Origin of the sequence: Microbacterium sp. CSI-V (assembly GCF_001984105.1) — a bacterium.
Lineage (GTDB): Bacteria > Actinomycetota > Actinomycetes > Actinomycetales > Microbacteriaceae > Microbacterium.
Genome location: NZ_MTQM01000009.1, coordinates 1,187,982 through 1,206,192, shown reverse-complemented (window position 1 = coordinate 1,206,192; position 18,211 = coordinate 1,187,982). Strand labels below are relative to the sequence as shown.

Annotated in this window: 20 protein-coding genes; 9 read left to right on the top strand and 11 right to left on the bottom strand. The window is 71.5% G+C overall.

What is annotated here, in order from left to right:
- The first annotated feature begins 8 nt into the window (after window positions 1-8).
- Both CSIV_RS16670 and CSIV_RS16665 read left to right on the top strand, forming a co-directional pair.
- Complete coding sequence (locus CSIV_RS16670) at window positions 9-191, top strand: hypothetical protein (protein ID WP_077052424.1); 183 nt, start codon at window positions 9-11, stop codon at window positions 189-191.
- 119 nt (window positions 192-310) lie between these two features.
- Window positions 311-1,798: an MFS transporter gene (locus CSIV_RS16665; RefSeq protein ID WP_077052736.1), complete on the top strand. Its 1,488-nt coding sequence runs from the start codon at window positions 311-313 to the stop codon at window positions 1,796-1,798.
- Window positions 1,799-1,831: 33 nt separating this feature from the next.
- On the opposite strand, the gene CSIV_RS16660 is transcribed toward CSIV_RS16665, so the two are convergent.
- The 4 genes from CSIV_RS16660 to CSIV_RS16650 all read right to left on the bottom strand — a co-directional run bounded on the left by CSIV_RS16660 (window position 1,832) and on the right by CSIV_RS16650 (window position 3,872).
- A complete protein-coding gene (locus CSIV_RS16660; protein WP_077052423.1) occupies window positions 1,832-2,389 on the bottom strand; it encodes a 5'-methylthioadenosine/S-adenosylhomocysteine nucleosidase family protein in 558 nt (185 codons plus the stop codon).
- A 124-nt stretch (window positions 2,390-2,513) separates the two neighbouring features.
- The gene (locus CSIV_RS16655; protein WP_077052422.1) at window positions 2,514-3,458 is read right to left on the bottom strand and encodes an aldo/keto reductase; all 945 of its coding nucleotides are present in this window, start codon (window positions 3,456-3,458) and stop codon (window positions 2,514-2,516) included.
- A 70-nt stretch (window positions 3,459-3,528) separates the two neighbouring features.
- A complete protein-coding gene (locus tag CSIV_RS18525; protein ID WP_160897446.1) occupies window positions 3,529-3,678 on the bottom strand; it encodes a hypothetical protein in 150 nt (49 codons plus the stop codon).
- Complete coding sequence (locus CSIV_RS16650) at window positions 3,675-3,872, bottom strand: hypothetical protein (protein WP_077052421.1); 198 nt, start codon at window positions 3,870-3,872, stop codon at window positions 3,675-3,677. The genes CSIV_RS18525 and CSIV_RS16650 overlap by 4 nt, the downstream gene beginning before the upstream one ends.
- 113 nt (window positions 3,873-3,985) lie before the next feature.
- Here CSIV_RS16650 and CSIV_RS16645 point away from each other — a divergent pair, with 113 nt between their 5' ends.
- Window positions 3,986-4,483, top strand: coding sequence for a DUF427 domain-containing protein (locus CSIV_RS16645; RefSeq protein WP_077052420.1), 498 nt, complete (start codon window positions 3,986-3,988; stop codon window positions 4,481-4,483).
- A 2-nt stretch (window positions 4,484-4,485) separates the two neighbouring features.
- Here the strand turns inward: CSIV_RS16645 and CSIV_RS16640 are convergent, their stop codons facing one another.
- Window positions 4,486-6,546: an NAD(+) synthase gene (locus CSIV_RS16640; RefSeq protein WP_077052419.1), complete on the bottom strand. Its 2,061-nt coding sequence runs from the start codon at window positions 6,544-6,546 to the stop codon at window positions 4,486-4,488.
- A gap of 61 nt (window positions 6,547-6,607) precedes the next feature.
- Window positions 6,608-6,814, bottom strand: coding sequence for a hypothetical protein (locus tag CSIV_RS16635; protein ID WP_077052418.1), 207 nt, complete (start codon window positions 6,812-6,814; stop codon window positions 6,608-6,610).
- 139 nt (window positions 6,815-6,953) lie between these two features.
- Here CSIV_RS16635 and CSIV_RS16630 point away from each other — a divergent pair, with 139 nt between their 5' ends.
- Window positions 6,954-10,490: a TM0106 family RecB-like putative nuclease gene (locus CSIV_RS16630; protein WP_077052417.1), complete on the top strand. Its 3,537-nt coding sequence runs from the start codon at window positions 6,954-6,956 to the stop codon at window positions 10,488-10,490.
- A 351-nt stretch (window positions 10,491-10,841) separates the two neighbouring features.
- Here CSIV_RS16630 and upp read toward each other — a convergent pair whose 3' ends face one another.
- Window positions 10,842-11,474, bottom strand: coding sequence for a uracil phosphoribosyltransferase (gene upp / locus CSIV_RS16625; RefSeq protein WP_077052416.1), 633 nt, complete (start codon window positions 11,472-11,474; stop codon window positions 10,842-10,844).
- A gap of 86 nt (window positions 11,475-11,560) precedes the next feature.
- Here upp and tadA point away from each other — a divergent pair, with 86 nt between their 5' ends.
- Window positions 11,561-11,995, top strand: a complete 435-nt coding sequence (gene tadA, locus CSIV_RS16620) for a tRNA adenosine(34) deaminase TadA (RefSeq protein ID WP_077052735.1) — start codon at window positions 11,561-11,563, stop codon at window positions 11,993-11,995.
- Between the two features lie 15 nt (window positions 11,996-12,010).
- On the opposite strand, the gene CSIV_RS16615 is transcribed toward tadA, so the two are convergent.
- Entirely contained in the window at window positions 12,011-12,940 is a 930-nt protein-coding gene (locus CSIV_RS16615; RefSeq protein WP_077052415.1) for an LLM class F420-dependent oxidoreductase, read from the bottom strand.
- Window positions 12,941-12,949: 9 nt separating this feature from the next.
- Entirely contained in the window at window positions 12,950-14,062 is a 1,113-nt protein-coding gene (locus tag CSIV_RS16610; protein ID WP_077052414.1) for an alpha/beta hydrolase, read from the bottom strand.
- A 100-nt stretch (window positions 14,063-14,162) separates the two neighbouring features.
- Here CSIV_RS16610 and proC point away from each other — a divergent pair, with 100 nt between their 5' ends.
- Complete coding sequence (gene proC / locus CSIV_RS16605; protein WP_077052413.1) at window positions 14,163-15,008, top strand: pyrroline-5-carboxylate reductase; 846 nt, start codon at window positions 14,163-14,165, stop codon at window positions 15,006-15,008.
- Between the two features lies 1 nt (window position 15,009).
- Window positions 15,010-15,297, top strand: a complete 288-nt coding sequence (locus CSIV_RS16600) for a DUF1905 domain-containing protein (RefSeq protein WP_077052412.1) — start codon at window positions 15,010-15,012, stop codon at window positions 15,295-15,297.
- Here CSIV_RS16600 and CSIV_RS16595 read toward each other — a convergent pair.
- Together CSIV_RS16595 and CSIV_RS16590 are read right to left on the bottom strand one after the other, a co-directional pair.
- Complete coding sequence (locus tag CSIV_RS16595) at window positions 15,294-15,965, bottom strand: potassium channel family protein (protein ID WP_077052411.1); 672 nt, start codon at window positions 15,963-15,965, stop codon at window positions 15,294-15,296. The two genes, CSIV_RS16600 and CSIV_RS16595, sit on opposite strands and share 4 nt — an antisense overlap.
- Window positions 15,958-17,373, bottom strand: a complete 1,416-nt coding sequence (locus CSIV_RS16590; protein ID WP_083735235.1) for a potassium transporter TrkG — start codon at window positions 17,371-17,373, stop codon at window positions 15,958-15,960. The genes CSIV_RS16595 and CSIV_RS16590 overlap by 8 nt, the downstream gene beginning before the upstream one ends.
- A gap of 95 nt (window positions 17,374-17,468) precedes the next feature.
- Between CSIV_RS16590 and CSIV_RS16585 the strand changes: the two genes are divergently transcribed.
- Window positions 17,469-17,864 (top strand): ArsR/SmtB family transcription factor, encoded by a 396-nt coding sequence (locus CSIV_RS16585; protein WP_077052409.1) that lies wholly within the window; start codon window positions 17,469-17,471, stop codon window positions 17,862-17,864.
- Between the two features lie 142 nt (window positions 17,865-18,006).
- Complete coding sequence (locus CSIV_RS16580; RefSeq protein WP_022877899.1) at window positions 18,007-18,198, top strand: helix-turn-helix domain-containing protein; 192 nt, start codon at window positions 18,007-18,009, stop codon at window positions 18,196-18,198.
- The last annotated feature ends 13 nt before the right edge of the window (window positions 18,199-18,211 follow it).

Sequence of the window (18,211 nt, the reverse complement as noted above, 5' to 3'; positions counted from 1 at the left end):
CTGGGATCATGCGTACGAGCACCCTCTGGACCGTTCTCGGCGTGATCGCGGCGGTGATCATCGCGGGGCTGATCGTCAACGTGCTCCTGTGGTTCATCGGGTTCGTCTTCCGGCTGGCGCTCATCGCGGTGGTGGCGGTCGTCGTGTTCCTGGTGCTGCGCGCGGTGTTCGCCCGGCGCGACGCGGACTGACGCTCCGCAGAAGTCCGGGCGGGACCGGCCCGACGCACGGCGACGGCCGCCCGCGACCCCGACCGAGCGATGGCGCAAGCCCGCCCGCGGCGTCGTCGCCCGCGAGTAGCGTGAGCGCGATGCCTGAAGAACGCACGTCCCCCCACCCGCCTACGCGCGACATCCAGCTCTCCCCGCGCCACCGCTGGCGTGCGTACTGGATCGCCGTCTCGGTCGCGGCCCTCACCATCCTCGATCTCACGAAGGTCAACGTCGCGCTGCCGTCGATCGAATCGGCGTTGAACGCGGGACCCACGGAGCTGCAGCTCGTGGTGTCGGGCTACATCCTGACCTTCGGTCTGGTGCTGGTGCCGGCGGGTCGGTTGGGCGACCTGCGGTCGCGACGGGTGCTGTTCCTGGTCGGACTGTCGCTGTTCCTCCTCACCAGTCTGGCGTGCGCACTCGCGCCCAACACCGCCGTGCTCCTGACCGCCCGTCTCCTGCAGGGGGTGGCCGCCGGCATCCAGATGCCCCAGGTCCTCGGGCTCGTCCAGCAGCTCTTCCAGGGCAAGGAGCGCGGTCGCGCGTTCGGCCTGTTCGGGGCGACCATCGGCATCGCGACGGCGTTCGGTCCGACGCTCGGGGGGCTCCTGATCGCCCTCGGCGGTCAGACCGACGGCTGGCGGCTCATCTTCTGGATCAACATCCCCCTCGTCGCGATCGTGATCGTGCTGGCGGCGTGGCTGCTCCCGAGCACCCGGACGAAGTCGCACCGCGCGCTCGACCTCGATCCGATCGGCGTCGTGCTCTTCGGGCTGACGATCGTCGCCCTGATGTGGCCGTTCCTCTTCACGACCGGGTCGCCAGACGACGACCCTCGTCGCTGGTGGCTGCTGGTGGCCTCCGCGGTGTTCGCCGCCGCGTTCGTCTTCTGGGAGCGCCGCTACGCCGACCGCGGGCGGATGCCGCTGATGCCCTTCGCGATCTTTGGGCTCGGCTCCTACCGCAACGGGGTGCTGATCTCGACCGCCTACTTCGCGGCGGTGCCGGCCATGTTCCTCCTCGGCACGCTGTACCTGCAGGGCGGCCTCGGGCTTCCCCCGGTGTTCGCCGGCATGGTGACGATCGGGTTCGCGGTGGCCTCGGCCGGCAGCGCCTGGATCGGCGGCACCCTGGTGACCCGGCTCGGACGCCCGCTCGTGGTGGGTGGCATCCTCGGGATGGTCGTCGCCGCGGGGGCCCTCGTGCTCGTCGCCGTCGTCACCCCGCCGGAATGGACGCCGTGGGCGATGGCCGCGGTCATGGCCGTGGGCGGTCTCGCCGGGGGACTGGTCGTCTCCCCGAACCAGACGCTCACCCTCGCGGACATCCCCGTCTCCCGCGGCGGGGTCGCCGGGTCGATCGGCCAACTGGGGCAGCGTGTCGGAACGGCGGTGGGGACGGCCATCGCGCTGGCCCTCTTCTACGCGACGGTGTACCGCGAGCAGGGCGACCGCGAACAGCTCACGGTGTTCCACGACGCCTACGCCAGCGGGATGATCGCCGTCGGCGTCTTCCTCGGGCTCGCGCTCATCGTCGGTGTCGCCGACCTCGCCGGTCGTGCCCGCCACGGGTCGCAGACGCCGTAGCGGTGGCCGCCGGGTGTGCCCCGGAAGCGCCGGTCACACGTTGTAGAGCTCGCGGATCCTCGCGCGCAGCTCGTGGCTGCACCGCTCGACGACGTCGTCCCACAGCTCGGTCGCGCCGTCCTGGGCGCGGTCGGAGACGGCCCGCAGGATCCGGATCGGAACATCGAACTGCTGAGCGACCCACGCCAGCGCGTACGACTCCATGTCGACCATGCGCGCGTCGAGTCCCCGGATGAGGGCGACGGCGTCGGCGTCATCGACGAAGTGGTCGCCGGTGGCGATGACGACGCCCTCCGGGGCGATGTCGACCCGCGCCGGCAGCCACACGTGCTGACCGAACGTGCCGTCCAGGCCCTTCACGTCGTGCTGGATCGTCGCGGAGATGTCGTAGATGCCGCCCTCGAGGTCGGAGTCGATGGCGCCGGCCGTGCCGACCACCACGATCTCGTCGTACGTGCCCTCGCACAGCGCGCGCGTCAGCGCGTACGCGGCGGGGATCTTGCCGACGCCGGTCAGCAGTCGGTCGAAACCGGGGATGTCGGGTTCGAAGGCGACGAATTCGGACGCGTGGGCGGCGACGAGGAGCTTCACCCCACCATTCTGGCCGACCGAGCGGACGCGGCCGACCGCGCGGCCGCCGCCGACCGCGCGGCGCGCGCGACCGCGGAGCCCGGTCCGACCGCCGGGCCGCGTCGCCGCGCGGCCCGGCGCGGGCTCAGCCCTGGGCGGCGGCGGACACGTCGTCCAGACGCGCCAGCTCGTCGGCCGAAAGGTCGAGCGAGATGCTCGCCAGAAGGTCGGGCACCTGCTCGGGCCGCGACGCGCTGGCCAGCGGAGCGACCACGGTCGGCTGCGCCTTCAGCCACGCCAGCGCGGTGCTCGCGATCGACGCGCCGTGGGCACGACCGATCTCCTCGAGCGCGTCGATGACCGCGAGCCCGGCAGGCGTCGCGAGCTTCGCGGCACCGCCCGCGCGGGGCGAATCGCCCGCGGCATCCGTCGTCCGGTACTTGCCGGTGAGGAATCCGCTGGCCAGCGCGTAGTAGGGCACGAGAGAGAAGCCGTACTGCTCGGCGACGGGCACGATCTCGGTCTCGACGGCGGTGCGGTGCACGAGGTTGTAGTGCGGCTGCACGGCGACGGGGAGGTCGGCGCCGGCGGCCTCGGCGAGTGAGATCCACTCGCGGATGCGGTCCGCGCTGTAGTTCGAGACGGCGACGTAGCGCACGAGCCCGTCGGAGACGAGGTCGGCGAACGCGCCGACGGTCTCCTCGAGCGGCGTCTCGGGGTCGTCGAAGTGGGCGTAGTACAGGTCGATCGCGTCCACGCCGAGCCGGCTCAGCGACGCCTCGGCCGCTGCGCGCACGTTCGCGGCGGACAGGCCGCGGAAGTCGGGGTGCGTGCTGACCTTCGTGGCGACCACGACGTTCTCCGGCTTGCGGCTCGCGAGCCACTCGCCGATGATCGTCTCGCTCTCGCCGCCGGAGTTGCCGGGTGCCCACGCGCTGTAGCCGTCGGCCGTGTCGATGAAGTCGCCGCCGCCGGCGTGGAAGGCATCCAGGACGGCGAACGAGGTGTCCCGGTCGGCGGTCCAGCCGAAGACGTTGCCGCCCAGGGAGAGGGGTCGGATGTCGAGGTCGCTCTGTCCGATGCGCGTCATGATGCCCTTTCGTTCGGTGATCGATGCCTTCAGGACAACGACCCCGAGCGACGGGAATTCCCGGCGGGCGTCAGTTTCCGGAGCCTCCGGACAGGATGCCGATGAGCCCGCTGCCCAGCAGCCACAGTCCCACCGCCGAGACGGCGATCCAGATCACGACCTGGCCGCGCGGGTACTTGCGGGGCTTCTCGCCCTGGCCGCCGTCGTCGGGGGCGGTCATGAGCGCACCATCATCACGATCGACACGATGATCACGGCGAGGCCCCCGATTCCGGCGATGGCGGCGATCACGGGGCCGCCGCCCGCGAGGAGCGCGGCGATGCCGAGCCCGAGGAAAAGCACGCCGAGAACGATCCCGCCCACTTGGTAGACGCGGTACCGCCGACTGATTCCGGTGCCGTGTTCGCCGCTCACTCGTGCCCCTCCTGGCTAAAGGGTATCGAACCGCCGCGCGCTCCCGTGCCACCCGCCGGTCCGAGCGGGGTCGATCCGACCCCGGGCCGGTCGCCGCGGCGTACCGTGGACCCATGGCGCGCCCCGTACCCGACCCCGTCCGTCCCGGCCAGGAATCCGTGTGGGACTACCCGCGTCCGCCGCGGGTGGAACGGGTGCGCACGCGGGTGCAGATCGATTTCGGCGGCGTCCGCATCGCCGACACCGACGACGTGGTGCGGGTGCTCGAAACGAGCCACCCGCCCGTCTACTACCTGCCCATCGCGGCGTTCGGGGAGGCGCTCACGCCGGGTCAGGGAGCCTCGTTCTGCGAGTTCAAGGGCGGCGCGCGGTACTTCGACGTCCACGGTGGGCAGGGTGCGGTCGCCGAAAGGGCCGCGTGGAACTATCCGAACCCGATGCCCGGATACGAGGTCCTCGCCGACCGGGTCGCCGTGTACGCGGCGCCGATGGATCGGTGCGTCGTCGCCGGCGAGACCGTCGAGCCCCAGCCGGGCGGCTTCTACGGGGGCTGGGTGACGAGCGACCTCGCGGGGCCGTTCAAGGGCGTCCCCGGCTCGATGGGCTGGTGAGGTCAGGCGCCGTCGAACGCCTGCGGCACGGCGGCTCGCAGCTCCGCGAGCCACGCGCGCGCGTTCCCGTCAGACGGCGCGCGCCAGTCGCCACGGGGTGACAGGGACCCGGCGGGGGAGACCTTCGGCCCGTTCGGGATCGCGCTGCGCTTGAACTGCGCGAAGCCGAAGAAGCGCTGGAGGAACACCTCCATCCATCGGGCGACCGTGGGCAGGTCGTAGGACGGCCGCGCCCCCTCGGGGTAGCCCGGGGGCCAGGCGCCGGCATCCGGGTCCTCCCACGCCTTCGCGGCGAGGAAGGCGATCTTCGAGGGCCGGAAGCCGAAACGCAGCACGTGGTACAGCGTGAAATCGTGCAGGTTGTAGGGGCCGATGCGGTCCTCGGTCGACTGGATCCTGCCGTCCTGGCCGGCGGGCACGAGCTCGGGACTGATCTCGGTGTCGAGCACCGCCTGCAGCACCTCGACGGTCGCGGCGCTGAGCTCCCCGGCCGAGATGACCCAGCGGATCAGGTGCTGGATGAGGGTCTTGGGCACGCCGGGGTTCACCGAGTAGTGGCTCATCTGATCGCCCACGCCGTACGTCGACCAGCCGAGCGCGATCTCGGACAGGTCGCCCGTGCCGATCACGATCCCGTTCTTCTGGTTCGCCAGCCGGAACAGGTAGTCGGTGCGCAGCCCCGCCTGGACGTTCTCGAAGGTGACGTCGTGCACGGGTTCACCCGCCGCGAACGGGTGCCCCATCCGGGAGAGCATCTCGGATGCCGCGGGCCGGATGTCGATCTCCTCGATCGTCGCGCCGACCGCCTCGGCCAACGCGATCGCGTTGCGCTTGGTCTTCTCGCTCGTCGCGAACCCCGGCAGCGTGTACGTCAGGATGTCGCTGCGCGGGCGGCCCATCCGGTCCATCGCCTGCGCGATGACCAGGAGCGCGTGGGTGGAGTCCAGCCCGCCGCTCACACCGAGCACGGGCCGCGGAGCGCCGATCGCCTCCAGGCGCTGGACGAGGCCGGAGACCTGGATGTTGAACGCCTCGTAGCAGTCCTGCGCGAGGCGCGCGGGATCGTCGGGGACGAAGGGGAATCGATCGAGCGAGCGCCGGAGGCCCAGGTCGCCGGTCGGCGGCGCCAGCGCGAACGACACCGTGCGGAAGGGCGTGCCGGCGGTGCGACGGTTGTCGTCGAACGTGCCCTGGCGCAGCCGGTCCTGGCGCAGGCGGTCGAGGTCGACGTCGGCGACGCTCCGGCGCGGGCCGTCGGGAAAACGCTCGGTCGTGGCCAGCAGCTGGCCGCCCTCGTAGATCATCGTCTGGCCGTCCCACGACACGTCGTTGGTCGACTCGCCCGGACCGGCGGCGGCGTAGGCGTACGCCGCGAGGCACCGCATCGACTGGGACTGCGACAGAAGGTTCCGGTCGTCGGCGCGTCCGATCGTGATGGGGCTGCCCGAGAGGTTGGCGAGCACCGTCGCCCCGGCCAGCGCCGCGGGGGACGACGGGGGGATCGGCACCCACACGTCCTCGCACACCTCGGCGTGCACGGTGAGACCCGGCACGTCGGCGGCGTCGAACAGCAGATCCGGGCCGAAGGGCACCGTCTCGCCCGCCACGACGATGTGCTGACCGACCTGGTCGTCGCCCCGGGCGTACCAGCGCTGCTCGTAGAACTCGCGGTAGGTGGGCAGATAGGACTTGGGGGCCACGCCGAGGATGCGTCCGCGGTGCACCACCACGGCGCAGTTGTAGAGCCGGTTGCCGTGGCGGAGAGGGGCACCGACCAGGAGGACCGGCAGGAGGTCGACGGATGCCGCGACGATCCGCGCGACGGCCGCTTCGACGGCATCCAGCAGGGGATCCTGCATCACCAGATCGTCGATGGCGTACCCCGACAGGCACAGTTCGGGGAAGACGGCCACCGCGACGCCGTCGGCGTCGCACTCGCGCGCGGACGAGAGCACGGCCTCGGCGTTGGTGGCGGGGTCGGCGATCGCGACGGGGATCGTGCACGCGGCCACACGCGCGAACCCGTGCCGGTAGATGTTTTCGAACGGCAGCTCGGTGATCACGCGACCAGTCTGTCAGGTGTCCCCGACACCGTGGCGGACGGCGCGGGCGGACGGGGGAGCGTCAGCGCGAGTCGCACTCCCCGGCGAGGTCCGCGCTGATCCCCGCCGCCGCACCCACGCGTCCGATGGCATCCGTCGCGTCCGGCATCTGCTGGAACTCCTGGAACACGACCGAGAGCGAGGAGGCGTCGTGCACGTCGCCGAGGTGCTCGAACAGGGTGGCGCCCTGGTCGTAGTACGCCGCGACCGTCTCGACATCGGGGCGCACGTCCTCGGGCCACGGGGTCCCGGAATCGCGGAACGCCGGGACACTACGAGCCGACGGTGAACGTCCGGCGGTCTCCGGATCAAGGAGGTGTGGACAGTGCGACCGGCGATGTCGGCGACCCCGGTTAGCGTTGACCATCATGCGGTACATCGAGCAGGACGCCCGGATCGTCTGGAGCGCCAGCGACCTCAAAGCGGCGGCGGAGTGCGAGTTCGCCTGGCTGAGGGCGATCGACGCGAAGATCGGCCGCATCGAGGCGGTGCCCGACCCCGAGGATGCCACGCTCGAGCGCGCCGCGGCCCTCGGTACCGCGCACGAGCTGCGCGTCCTCGACGACTACCGACGGCGGTTCGGCGCTGCCGTCCGCGAGATCCCCGCGGCGCGCTCCTCCGACACCGTCGCGCTGACCGAGGCCGTGCGGCTCACCGGCGAGGCCCTGGCCGACCCGGCGGCCGAGGTCGTGTACCAGGCCGCCTTCTCGACCGACGAGTTCGTGGGCTTCGCCGACTTCCTGGTCCGCGAACCCGACGCGGGCGACGGTGGCCCGCGCCCGTGGATCGTGCAGGACACCAAGCTCGCCCGACGCGCCCGTGTGACCGCGCTCATGCAGCTCGCGGCCTATGTCGACCAGCTCGACCGCCTCGGTGTCGCGCGGTCCGACGAGGTGCAGTTGCTCCTCGGCGACGGCGGCACGAGCACGCACCGGGTCGATGACCTGCTGCCCGTCTTCTCCCTCCGTCGGGCGCGGCTGCGCGCCCTGATCGCCGACCGGCGGGTGTCGCTCGGAACGGCGGGGCCGGTGATCCCCTGGGGCGACCCGCGGGGCGAGCTCGCCGTCCTCGCATGCGGACGCTGCCCGACCTGCGAGATCGAGGTCGTCGCCCACCGCGACCTGCTGCTGGTCGCCGGCATGCGGCCCGTCCAGCGCGACCGCCTGCGGGCTGCGGGCGTCGACACGATCGACGCGCTCGCGTCCGCACCAGCCCCGCCCGCCGGCATGAGCGTCGACACCTTCGTCTCGCTCCGGACGCAGGCGCGCCTGCAGCTCGAGAGCCCGGCCGGCGACGGTTCGGAGGGCGACCACGTCGTGCCGACGTTCGAGGTCGTGGCGCCCAAAGCCCTCGGTGTGCTGCCCCGCCCCGACCACGGCGACCTGTTCTTCGACTTCGAGGGCGACCCGCTGTACACCGAGGGCGACCGGGAGCAGTGGGGCATCGACTACCTGTTCGGCTGGGTCGACACCCGCGAACGTTACGGAGCGCTGTGGGCGCACACGTTCACCGAGGAACGGGCGGCGCTCGAGCGCTTCCTCGACATGGTGGCCGTGCGCCGCGAGCAGTTCCCCGGCATGCACATCTACCACTACGCGCCGTACGAACCCACGCACCTGCTGACGATGGCGGCCCGCTACGGCGTGCGCGAGGCCGACGTCGACCGGCTGCTGCGCGACGGCGTCTTCGTCGACCTGTACCCGGTCGTGCGCCGCGCGCTGCGGGTGGGGTCGCGCTCGTACTCGATCAAGAAGCTCGAGCCGTTGTACATGGGCGACGAGGTGCGCACCAGCGACGTGCAGCGCGGCGACGACTCCATTGTGAAGTACGTCGAAGCCCGCGCGCTCGCCGCCGACGGCGAGGCCGAAGCCGCCCAGCGGGTGCTCGACGATCTGGCCGACTACAACCGTTACGACTGCGTCTCCACCCGCCGCCTGCGCGACTGGCTCGTCGAGCGGGCGCGCGAGGGCGGGGCGATGCCCGCGCGCGGGGCCGAACCGGACGAGCAGGCGTACGAGCCGTCGCTGCGCGCGACGGAGCTGCAACGCTGGGCGGCCGCCGCCGCCGAACCCGACGCGACGGCCCTGCGCCTCGCCGCCGCCGCGATCGACTACTACCCGCGCGAAGAGAAGACGTACTGGGCGACCCACTTCCTCCGCCTGCGCGAGCCGGTCTCGATCTGGGAGGACACCCGCGACGTGATCGTCGTCGATGCCGCTCGCTCGCGGGTCGTCGCCGACTGGCACATCTCGGAGTCCGGCCGCGGCGCCGAGCGGCGCCTCGTCGAGGTGCGGGGCGAGGTCGCCCCCGGCAGTCGGCTGTCGGTGGATGCCGAACCGTTCGCCGTCTACGACCTGCCGGCGCCGTTCCCGCTCGACGTTCGGCCCCGGTGGATCCACGGGGCCCGGCGGGTGACGGTACGGGAGGTCCTCGACGACGGCGCCGTGATCGAGGAGGTGGCCGTCGACGGGGTGACCTGGGACACCCTTCCGCTCGCTCTCACGCCGCCGGCCCCGCCGCGCGCCGGAAACCAGCAGAAGGCGATCGACGCGTGGGCGGATGCCGTTCTGGCCGCGGCCCCCGCCCTCCCGGAGGGACCTGCGGCCGACATCCTCCGCCGCCGGCCGCCGCGTACCCGTTCCGGTGCTCTGACGCCGGTGACCTCGATCGACGGGGGCGCCGGAGACGACGAGGTCTCCGCGATCGCGCGGAGCGTCGCCGACCTCGACCGCAGCTACCTCGCCGTGCAGGGACCCCCCGGAACCGGCAAGACCTACGTCGGGTCGCACGTCATCGCCCGGTTGGTGGCCGAACGCGGTTACCGCGTCGGGGTCGTGGCGCAGTCCCACGCGACCGTCGAGCACATGCTCGACCAGGTGATCTCCGCGGGCGTCCCCGCGGGCAGGGTCGGCAAGGCCCCGAAAGACCCGGGCGCGGAGCACTCTTTCACGGTGCTGCCGAAGAACGGCGTCCCCGCCTTCGCCGCCGAGAACGCCGCGCACGGCTTCGTCGTCGGGGGGACGGCGTGGGACTTCAGCCACGAGGGGCGCATCCCGCGCGGCAGTCTCGACCTCCTCGTGATCGACGAGGCGGGGCAGTTCTCGCTGGCATCCACGATCGCCGTCTCGATCGCGTCACCGCGCCTGCTGCTTCTCGGCGACCCACAGCAGCTGCCGCAGGTCAGCCAGGGCACCCATCCCGAGCCGGTGGACACTTCGGCTCTCGGGTGGGTCGTCGACGGCGCCGAGGTGGTGCCGCCCGAGTTCGGGTACTTCCTCGCGCGGACGCGCCGCATGCACCCGGCGGTCGCGGCACCGGTGTCGCGTCTCTCCTACGAGGGACGTCTCGCCGCCCACCCGTCCACGGCGCTGCGGTCGCTCGCCGGTGTCGAGCCCGGGCTCCGTGCCGTTCCGGTCCGGCACCACGGCAATGCGACATCCTCGCCCGAGGAGGCGGCGGCCGTCGTCTCCCTCGTCACCGACCTCGTCGGGCGCGAGTGGACGGGTGCCGACGGCGGTGTCGGGGATGCTGCCGTGGTCCATCCGCCGCGGCCGCTGCGCGCCGACGACATCATCGTGATCACGCCGTACAACGCGCAGCAGGTCGAGGTGGAAGAGGCTTTGGCGGCGGCGGGGTTCGCCGACGTGCCGGTGGGCACGGTCGACCGGTTCCAGGGCAAGGAGGCGGTGGTCGCGATCCTCACTCTCGCGGCGTCCTCCGGACGCGAGGCCCCGCGAGGACTGGAATTCCTGCTCCTGCGCAACCGCATCAACGTCGCCATCTCGCGGGCGATGCAGGCGGCGTTCGTCCTCTTCTCGCCCGCCCTGCTCGACGACCTGCCCCGCACGCCCGAGGGCGTCGCGCGTCTCAGCGCCTTCGCTCGCCTGGTCGGTGCCGACGGCTGACGCCGCGAGACGCCCCTCGCCGACCAGCGCGACCCTCGCACGGCGAGTCCCGCGCCGGTCGCTCCCGCGTCGCGGAGGTGCTGCGCCGCGTCGCTTCCGCGTCGCGTCGCTTCCGCGTCGCGTCGCTTCCGCCGATCGCTCCCGCGCGCGCTCGACCGCCCCGCGTACGCGTGTTCCGGGTTTGGGGCGTATTTAGCGCTTTGGGGCGCGGAATGTCCGCCCCAAACCGCGAATCGCGCCCCAAACCGGAGGCTCAGGCCACGGAGCGTCGGGCCGTTCGCGCGGCGTCAGGCCACGCAGCGTCGGACCGGCCGCGCGGCGCGAGGCCTCGCACCGCCAGGCCGGCAGGCGTCAGGCCGTGCCGTAGAGGCGGTCGCCCGCGTCGCCGAGTCCGGGCACGATGTAGCCCTTCTCGTTCAGGCGCTCGTCGAGGGCGCCGAGCACGAGGGTGACGTCGTGTCCTTCGACCTGCTTCTCGATCGCGGCGACGCCCTCCGGCGCGCCGAGCAGGCAGATCGCCGTGACGTCCTGCGCGCCGCGGTTGAAGAGGAATTTGATGGCCGCGCCGAGCGAGCCGCCGGTCGCGAGCATCGGGTCGAGCACGAAGCACTGGCGGTCGCTGAGGTCGTCGGGCAGGCGCTCGGCGTAGGTGGTGGGCTGGAAGGTCTCCTCGTCGCGGACCATACCCAGGAAACCCACCTCGGCGGTGGGGAGGAGCTTCACCATCCCCTCGAGCATGCCCAGGCCCGCGCGCAGGATCGGCACCACGATCGGTCGCGGCTCGCTGATCTTCACACCCTGGGTGGTCGTCACCGGGGTCTGGATCTCGATCGGGTCCACGCGCACGTTGCGGGTGGCTTCGTAAGCCAGCAGCGTCACCAGCTCCTCGGTGAGCTGACGGAAGACCGGCGACGAGGTCTGCCGGTCACGCAGCACCGTGAGCTTGTGGGTGATGAGGGGGTGGTCGGCGACGTGGACACGCATAGGCTCAAGGCTAGCCGCTCGACCCCGAGAGTCCGCCCCCGTCTTTCCGGAGCACCGTGACCCCCACCGCCGCCGACCTCGCCGCGATGCAGCGGGCCCTCGCGCTCGCCGCCGAGGCCTCCGCGCACGAGGACGTGCCCGTCGGCGCCGTCGTCATCGACGCGGACGGACGCGTGATCGGCGAGGGACGCAACCTCCGCGAGGCGACGAACGACCCCACTGCCCACGCGGAGGTCGTCGCCCTGCGCGCGGCCGCCGCGCACGCGGGCACGTGGCACCTCGCCGGGTGCACGCTCGTGGTCACGCTCGAACCGTGCGTCATGTGCGCGGGGGCGATCCTGCAGGCGCGCGTGCCGCGCGTGGTCTTCGGATCGTGGGATGCCAAGGCGGGTGCCGCCGGGTCGCTCTACGACGTCCTGCGCGACCGGCGTCTGCCGCATCGCGTCGAGGTGGTCGGCGGGGTCGCCGAGACCGCGGCATCCGCGCTGCTGCGGGAGTTCTTCGAGACCCGTCGCGACTGACCGCGCCGGCGCGGCTCAGCGCGGCAGCAGCGGCAGCAGCTCGGTGCCGACCTCGTCGGCGTGATCGATGTCGCGCAGGTCGAGGAGCTGGAAGTACACGCGTTCCGCGCCGAGAGCCCGCAGACGCTCGACCTTCTCTGCGATCTGCTCCGGTCGGCCGATCAGGTTGGCGCCGTTGTCGAACTGCGCGCGCGTCTGGCCGATCGCGGCCGCGCGGCGTTCGATCGCGGCGTCGTCCGCGCCGACGATCGTGGGCAGTGCGACCGAGAACTTCAACGACGCGGGGTCGCGTCCGATGTCCTCGCACGCGGCGCGGACGACGGCGAACTTCTCGGCCACCACGTCCTCCGGGACGAACCCGATGTTGAACTCGGTCGCGAAGCGCGCCGCGAGGGCGGGCGTCCGCTTCGGGCCGCCGCCGCCGACGATCACTGGCACGGGCGACTGGACGGGCTTGGGCAGCGCGGGGGCGGCATCCAGGCGGTAGTTCGCGCCCTCGAACGAGAAGGTCTCACCCGCCGGCGTCGACCAGAGCCCGGTGACGATGGCGAGCTGCTCCTCGAGCAGGTCGAACCGCTTCGGCGGGAAGGGGATGCCGTAGGCGGCATGCTCCGCTTCGAACCAGCCCGTGCCGAGGCCGAGTTCGACCCGACCGCCCGACATGGCGTCGACCTGCGCGACCTGGATCGCCAGGATGCCGGGCACGCGGTACGTCACCGACGACACCAGGGTGCCGAGCCGGATGCGGGACGTCTCGCGGGCGAGGCCCGCGAGCGTGGTCCACGCGTCGGTGGGGCCGGGCAGCGGGTCACCCTCGCCCATCCGCAGGTAGTGGTCGGAGCGGAAGAATCCGTCGAGGCCGTGGGTCTCGGCCGATCGCGCGAACGCGAGCTGATCGTCGTAGGAGAACCCCTGCTGGGGCTCGGTGAAGAGGCAGTACTCCACGGGGACCTCTCAGTCGGCCGAACGCAGGATGATCGCCTCGGTGGGCGGAGCCGGGTCGGCGGGGCGACCCACGTAGCCGATCACCGTCAGCAGAGCCTGGCGGAACTGCGCCGGGCGCTCGAGGTGCGGCGCGTGGCCGGCGCCCTCCACGGCGACCTCGGTGACGTCCCCGCCGGCGGCGGCGTACGCGTCCAGCACGTCGCGGGTCTGCGACACCATCGGCTGCGCCGGGGCCGCCTCCTCGCCGGGCCAGTCCGGAATGATGCCGAGGGCGCCGAGGTGGTTGAAGTCGTAGAACGAGGCGTCCGACACGATCGCGTCGGCCGTGCCGTGGATCCACAGGATCGGGGGCTTCTCGGCGAGGTCGACGATGCCCGAGACGTCGAAGTGCTTCGGCGCCATGGTGTTGAGCACGCCGAGCTTCCCGGCGGCGAAACCCGGCCAGTTCGGCGACGCCACGGCATCCCCGGGGTAGTTCCCGCCCGCGGTGGAGGTCGTGAGCATCGACTCGACCCAGACGTCCTCGTGCTCGCTCGTGTAGCCGGGAGCGACGTACCCCGACCGGAAGACCGAGCGCGGAGAGGTGGGGGCCTCGTCGGTCGTGTCGTGGTCGATGAGGCGTTGCACGAAGTCGGGGTTCGCGCCGCCGGCGCCGACACCCGCGTCGTCGTCGGTGAGTCGGGAGCCGTCGCGGCGCGTTCCGCCGAATCCGTAGGGCGACACCGGCGCCTGCAGGGTGAGGGAGAGGACGGGGTGGTCCAGCGCGTACTGCAGGACGACGCCGCCGCCCATCGACCAGCCCACCAGGTGCGCGGTCGGGATGCCGAGGGCGCTCAGGGTCGCGTGGAGGTCGTCGCTGAAGTCGCGGACGCCGCGGGTCGCGTCGATCGGGGTGTGCTCGGTTCCGCCGAAGCCGCGCAGGTCGACCGCGAGCACGCGCAGGTCGCTCGGCAGGTCCTGCATGATCTCCTGCCAGAACAGCGCCGAGGAGACGTTCCCGTGCACGAACACCACGGTCTGCTCGGGAGAGGTCGCGGGGTCGTCGGTCGCGCGCTCGAGCACGTTGACGCTCAGCCGACCGGTCTCGACTAGGCGTGAGGTGATGCCGTCGAAGAGAGTCATGGGGGTCCTCCGTGTCACTCGCGTCCGCTCCGCTACGGGCGCGTTCCGACTCTAACGCGCGCCCCTATCGGCCGCACTCAGGGTTCGTAGACTTGCGTGCATGACGGATGCCACCCCCACCCTGCCCCCGCTCGCGTTCCTCGGCGCCGGTTCCATGGGGGGCGCGATCCTGCGCGGACTCGTCGCCGCGGGCCTCACCGGCGGGGGAGTGACCGCCACCAACCGTTCGGCGGCCAAGGCGGCCGAACTCGCCGGGCTGGAGGGCGTCACCAGTGTCGCGCTGGAGACCGCCCCCGACGGCAACACCGTCGCCGCGGCATCCGCCGACGTGATCCTCATCGGCGTGAAGCCCGCCATGGTGCCCGATCTCCTCGACGAGATCGCGCCGCACCTCCGACCCGGCGCGGTCGTGGTCAGCCTCGCGGCCGGCGTGACCCTCGAGACCTTCGCACGTCACCTCGGCGCGGGCGTGGCGACGCTGCGCTCGATGCCGAACACGCCCTCGCTCGTCGGCAAGGGCGTCACGGGTCTCGCCGCCGGTGCCGACGCGACGGCGGAGGACGTCGCGCTCGTCCGTGCGCTGTTCGAGACGGTGGGCCACGTCGTCGAGGTCCCCGAGTCGCAGATCGACGCGCTCTCCACCATCTCGGGTTCCGGGCCCGCGTACGTGTTCCTCCTCATCGAGGAGTTCACGAAGGCGGCGGTCCGCATGGGCTTCGACGACGACGCCGCACGTCTGCTGGCCGAGCAGACCTTCATCGGCGCGACGGCGCTGCTGGCATCCGCCGACGTGGATCCGGCCGAACTCCGCCGCCGCGTCACCAGCCCCAAGGGCACCACGGAGCGGGCGGTCGCGGTGCTGCAGGACGCGCACCTCGACGACACGTTCACCGCGGCGGCCGAGGCCGCGCTCGCGCGGGCGAAGGAACTCGCCGCCGGGGCGTGACATGCGCCTGAGGTTCGAGGGACCGATCTGGTACTGGCGCGGACCCGCGCCGTACCACTTCGTCACCGTGCCGTCCGTCGAGGCCGCGGCGATCGCCGAGGTCGCCCCCGTGGTCACCTACGGCTGGGGCATGATCCCCGCCGCCGTCACGATCGGGCAGACGCGGGTGACCACGGCGCTCTGGCCGAAGGACGGCGCCTACATCGTGCCGATCAAGGAAGCGCTGCAGGATGCCGAGCACCTCGGCGTCGACGACGTCGTCACCGTCGCGCTGGAGATCGCCGTCTAGCGATCCAGTGCCGCGAACCGCTCGATGTCGCTGTTGGTGCCCGAGACGATGATGAGGTCGTGGTTGGTGACGATGGTGTTCGCCTCCGCGTAGCGGAAGGGGCGGCCCGGGCTCTTCACTCCGACGACCGTCACGTTGTACTTCGTCCGCACGCCCGACTCGTTCAGGCCGACGCCGCGGACGAGTTTCGGCGGGTACATCTTCGCGAGCACGAAGTCGTCGTCGAAGCGGATGAAGTCGAGCATGCGGCCGCTGACGAGGTGCGCGACGCGCTCACCGGCTTCGGCCTCGGGGTAGATGACGTGGTTCGCGCCGACGCGGGCGAGGATCTTGCCGTGCGACTGCGACACCGCCTTCGCCCAGATCTGGGGCACCTTCAGGTCGACCAGGTTCGCCGTGATGAGCACGGACGCTTCGATCAGGGACCCGACCGCGACGACCGCGACCTGGAAATCCTGCGCACCGATCTGGCGCAGTGCGTCGATGTTGCGCGCGTCGGCCTGGACGGCGTGCGTGACGCGCTCGGACCACTTCTGGACGAGGTCGAGGTTGCCGTCGACGGCGAGCACTTCGCGGTCCAGCCGGTCCAGCTCGCCGGCGCACGCCGCGCCGAAACGCCCGAGGCCGATGACGAGGACGGGCGCGTCGCTGCGGATCCGTTCAACCAACGATCGGCCTTTCGACGGGCAGCGCGTAGAGCTGCGAACGGGAGGACGCCGCGACGCCCGCGGCGAGAGTCACAGTACCAATGCGCCCCATGAACATCGTGAGCGCCAGCACGTACACGGCCGGGTCGGGCAGTTCGGCGGTGAGTCCCGTCGACAGGCCCACGGTGGCGAAACCGGAGATGACGTCGAAGAGCACGTATTCGATGGGGGCGTCGGTGATGCGGCTGATCGTGACGGTGGAGATCGCCACGATCGTCGCCCCCCACGCCACGACCGAGAGCGCCACGCGCTGCACGTCGCTGGGGATGCGCCGCCCGAACGCCTGCACCGACGGACGACCCTTCGCCTCCGAGAACACGGCGAGGGCGAGGACGGCCAGCGTCGTGACCTTGATGCCGCCGGCGGTGGATGCCGAGCCCCCGCCGACGAACATGAGCATGGATCCGACGATGAGCGTGGCACCGTTGAGATCTCCGACGTTGACGACGGAGAAGCCTCCGGACCGGGTCATGGCCGACAGGAAGAACGCCTGGAACGTGGTGTCCCACGCGTCCATGCTTCCGAAGGTGAGGGGGTTGTCGTATTCCAGCAGCAGAATGACGCCGGCGCCGGCGAAGAAGAGGACCACGGTCGTGATGATCGTCAGCTTCGCGTGCAGCGACCACAGCCGGAACCGCCACCAGTGGCGCCACAGCGTGAAGATCACCGGGAACCCGATCGAGCCGAGGAACACGCCGATCATGAGCACCGTCAGCAGGAAGTAGTCCTGCGCGAACGGCGTCAGGCCGTCGGCGTTGGGGATGAAGCCGGTGTTCGTGAACGCCATCGCGGCGTAGTACGGCGCCTCCCACAGGGCGACGAGCGGGTCGATGCCGCCGATGACCAGCGAGGGGTAGATCAGCACCGTGAGACCGGCCTCGATCACGAGGGTGGACAGCGCGACGGTGCGCAGCAGCTGGCCGACCTCGCCCAGGCGGATGGTCTGCCCCTCGTTGACCGGCCCGCCGTGGGCGCGGAGCGGGTTGCTGTCGCCCGCGGCGATGAGCTTGGCCCGAAGGCCCAGGCGCTTGGAGATGACGAGGCCCAGGATCGAGGCGAGGGTGAGCACGCCGAGTGCGCCGACGTTCACCCCCAGGTAGGTGATGACGTGCCCGAGCGGCGACCAGTGGCTGTACATGTTCACCGTCGACAGACCGGTCACGCAGATGGTGGACACCGCGGTGAACAGAGCGTCGGCGAGCGGCGTGCGTTGTCCGTCCGCGGCCGCGGCCGGGAGCGAGAAGAGCGCGGTGAACAGGAGGATCAGGATGACGAACACCAGCACCGCGAATCGAGCGGGGGATGCCGTGGTCAGATCGCGCAGCCCGTCCCATGCTCGGAAGGCGATGCGGCGTACGCGCATCGACATACGCACCTCGTCGGGCGTCGCCGCCATGCGTCGCTCCCTTCGGGGATGGAACCCGAATCATGGTACTCGGGCGGGCTCGCGGCTAACCTAATGCCATGGCGGACATCTTCGACGTGATAGCTGACGGCACGCGTCGCGACATCCTTCAGCTGCTCCTGGACCGGGCGACCGGCGGTGAGCGGGGCACGAGCGTCTCACAGATCGTGCACGCGCTCGGCGTCAGCCAGCCCACCGTCTCGAAGCACCTGAAGGTGCTGCGCGAGGCGGAACTGGTCTCGGTGCGCGAGGAGGGCCAGCACCGCTACTACAGCCTGGCGGTGGCCCCGCTCGACGAGGTCGACGACTGGCTCGTGCCGTTCTTCTCGGTCGACGTCGAGAACGAGCCCGCCCTGCCGGAACCCGCCGTCCACGCGGCCGAGGTGATGGGCCGCGCGGCCGCCTCGGTGAAGCACTCGGTCACCTCCGCGTTCCGCAAACTCCCCGGCCGCTGAACGGCCGCAGGGCCGCGGGAACCCGGCATCCGCATCACACTTCCGTCACAGAAGCCCCATAGGTTTACACGCGTCTCGGGCAGACCCTAGAGTGTGTCCACAGCGAACAGGGGTGGCGGACACCCGCGGCGAAGGGTGATCGATGGCAGAGCTGCCCGACGTGCGTTTCCTGACGGTCGCCGAGGTCGCAGATCTGATGCGTGTCTCGAAGATGACCGTCTACCGCCTCGTGCACGCCGGAGAACTGCCCGCCGTGCGGTTCGGACGCAGCTACCGGGTGCCCGAATCGGCGGTCGCCGAGGCCGTGCAGCGGCCGGTGTCCGACGTCGGCTAGACTGGTCCGAGGC

Bases quoted from the DNA above. Each gene is read 5' to 3' on its own strand.
- CSIV_RS16630 (WP_077052417.1), top strand. From the start codon at position 6,954: ATGCGGTACATCGAGCAGGACGCCCGGATCGTCTGGAGCGCCAGCGAC.
- CSIV_RS16600 (WP_077052412.1), top strand. From the start codon at position 15,010: ATGCGCCTGAGGTTCGAGGGACCGATCTGGTACTGGCGCGGACCCGCG.
- CSIV_RS16645 (WP_077052420.1), top strand. From the start codon at position 3,986: ATGGCGCGCCCCGTACCCGACCCCGTCCGTCCCGGCCAGGAATCCGTG.
- upp (WP_077052416.1), bottom strand. From the start codon at position 11,474: ATGCGTGTCCACGTCGCCGACCACCCCCTCATCACCCACAAGCTCACG.
- CSIV_RS16585 (WP_077052409.1), top strand. From the start codon at position 17,469: ATGGCGGACATCTTCGACGTGATAGCTGACGGCACGCGTCGCGACATC.
- proC (WP_077052413.1), top strand. From the start codon at position 14,163: ATGACGGATGCCACCCCCACCCTGCCCCCGCTCGCGTTCCTCGGCGCC.
- CSIV_RS16610 (WP_077052414.1), bottom strand. From the start codon at position 14,062: ATGACTCTCTTCGACGGCATCACCTCACGCCTAGTCGAGACCGGTCGG.
- CSIV_RS16580 (WP_022877899.1), top strand. From the start codon at position 18,007: ATGGCAGAGCTGCCCGACGTGCGTTTCCTGACGGTCGCCGAGGTCGCA.
- CSIV_RS16655 (WP_077052422.1), bottom strand. From the start codon at position 3,458: ATGACGCGCATCGGACAGAGCGACCTCGACATCCGACCCCTCTCCCTG.
- CSIV_RS16665 (WP_077052736.1), top strand. From the start codon at position 311: ATGCCTGAAGAACGCACGTCCCCCCACCCGCCTACGCGCGACATCCAG.
- CSIV_RS18525 (WP_160897446.1), bottom strand. From the start codon at position 3,678: ATGACCGCCCCCGACGACGGCGGCCAGGGCGAGAAGCCCCGCAAGTAC.
- CSIV_RS16670 (WP_077052424.1), top strand. From the start codon at position 9: ATGCGTACGAGCACCCTCTGGACCGTTCTCGGCGTGATCGCGGCGGTG.
- CSIV_RS16590 (WP_083735235.1), bottom strand. From the start codon at position 17,373: ATGTCGATGCGCGTACGCCGCATCGCCTTCCGAGCATGGGACGGGCTG.
- tadA (WP_077052735.1), top strand. From the start codon at position 11,561: ATGCAGCGGGCCCTCGCGCTCGCCGCCGAGGCCTCCGCGCACGAGGAC.